Origin of the sequence: Mesorhizobium sp. M7D.F.Ca.US.004.03.1.1, assembly GCF_003998635.1 — a bacterium.
Taxonomy (GTDB): Bacteria; Pseudomonadota; Alphaproteobacteria; order Rhizobiales; family Rhizobiaceae; genus Mesorhizobium; species Mesorhizobium loti.
On the sequence record NZ_RZQG01001007.1, the window covers coordinates 1 to 2,052 of the forward strand.

Genomic DNA, 2,052 nt, shown 5'->3' on the forward strand with positions numbered 1-2,052 from the left:
CGTCGGCCTGCTGCCTCACATGCAGCCGGACCCGAACATACTGGCCCGGCAGCAGCGTGAACTTGCCGTTGCCGATCGTCGCGCGTGCCGTGATCGTGCCGGTCGAGCGGTCGACCGAATTGTCGATGAAGGTGAGTTCGCCCTTCTGGCTGGCCTCGGCCTGGCCGGGAAGCAGCACCTCGACCTCGATCGGGCCGTTCGCACGGGCCTGCTCGATCTCGGCCAGATCCGTCTCGCTCGGATTGAAGGTGACGTAGATCGGATCGAGCTGCACCAGCGTGTTAAGCACGGTGCCGGCGACGCTGACCAGCGTTCCGACCGAGGCCTGGTTGCGGCCCAGGCGTCCGCCGAACGGCGCCCGGATTTCGGCATAGCTCAAATTGAGCTCTGCCGTGCGGACCGCCGCCTGGTTGAGCGCCAGCGATGCCTGTGCCTCGCGCAAGGTACTGGTGCGCTGGTCGAAGCCGTCCTTGGCAAGGTAGCCGCTCTTGGCAAGCTCGGTGCCGCGGCCAAGGTTCGAGCGGGCATAGTCGAGCGTCGCCGTGTCGCGCTGCACCTGGGCTTTGGCCTGGTCAAGAGCCGCCTGGAAGTCGTCAGGTGAGATCTTGTAGAGGAGATCGCCCTGCCGGACATCGACACCGTCAGCAGCGGTCTGCTGCTGCAGGTAGCCTGGAATCCTGGCCTGCAAGGTGATGTTGCGGATCGGCTCCGTCCGCGCGGCGTAGTCGAGGTAGATCGGGATCGTCTTCTTGACGACACTGACCACCGGCACTGGCATGACGAACGCCGCTGGAGCAGGCGCCGCGCCTGCCGTGCCGGCATTGAGGCTGAGATTGCCCATGTCGAGCAGATGGACGCTGGCCACCGAGATCGCTCCCAGCGCGACAGCTGTTCCCAACGCGATTTTCCATTTACGCATGATAAGTCTCCAATCCTATTCGGCCGCTTCCGCAAGGGGAGGGAAGGCGGGTTCGGCAGTTGGTTCATTGTCTTGAGAGGCGGGCTCGTCATGGCCGCGGCGTTCGCGCAGCTGTTCGATGACCGCGTAGAAGACCGGCACGAACACCAGCGACAGGATGGTCGCCGCGACCATGCCGCCGAACACGGTGGTGCCGATCGACTGACGGCTGGCGGCACCGGCGCCGGTCGCAAACATGAGCGGCAGCACGCCGAGGATGAAGGCGAAAGCCGTCATCAGGATCGGCCGCAGCCGCAGACGTGCCGCTTCCATCGCCGCGTCAACGATGCTGAGGCCTTCCTCGCGCCGTCGCCGGGCGAATTCGACGATCAGGATCGCATTCTTCGCCGCCAGGCCGATCAGCATGACGAAGCCGATCTGCGAGTAGACGTCGATCTGCATGCCGCGCAGCAACAAAGCCACGAAGGCGCCGAACAAGGCCAGTGGCACCGCCAGCAGCACCATGAACGGCATCGCCCAGCTCTCATACTGCATCGCCAGGATCAGGAAGACGAAGACGATGGCGAGGCCGAAGACGACCGACGCGATCGAGCCTGCCTTGAGCTCCTGGAAGGTGATGCCGGTCCATTCAAAACCGAAATCCCTGGGCAGTGCGGTGGCGGCCGCCCGTTCCATCGCGGCAACCGCCTGGCCCGAGGAGAAGCCGGGTGCGGCACCGCCATTGATCGAGGCCGAGGCGTTGTTGTTGTAATGCGGCACGGTTTCCGGGCCGACGAAGGGTACGAGTTTGCCCAGAGTGCTGAGCGGCACCATGCCGCCGGAGGCATTGCGCACATAGAGCCGCGAAATGTCGGCTGCACCCGCGCGTGCATCCTTGTCGGCCTGAATGGTCACCCGGAAGGTGCGGCCAAACAGGTTGAAGTCGTTCACGTAAAGCGAGCCGAGATAGATCTGCAGCGTGTTGAAGACGTCAGGCAGGTTGAGGCCGAGCAGTTTCGCCTTGCTGCGGTCGAGGTCGTAGTTGAACTGCGGCGTCGAGGTCGAGAACGGCGAGAACAGCTGCTGCGGATTGATCTCAGGCTGCTTGCGCGCCTCGGCGATCACGGCTTGCGTGGCGTCGTTGAGGGCTGAAC

2 protein-coding genes are annotated in these 2,052 nt (G+C 64.3%); both read right to left on the bottom strand.

Annotation, left to right across the window (positions count from 1 at the left end; genetic code table 11):
* A partial coding sequence (locus tag EN935_RS33090; protein WP_127374078.1) for an efflux RND transporter periplasmic adaptor subunit occupies window positions 1-919 on the bottom strand: 919 nt, incomplete at its 3' end.
* A 15-nt stretch (window positions 920-934) separates the two neighbouring features.
* Window positions 935-2,052 (bottom strand): efflux RND transporter permease subunit (locus EN935_RS33095; RefSeq protein WP_164771571.1); only part of this gene is annotated, 1,118 nt, incomplete at its 5' end.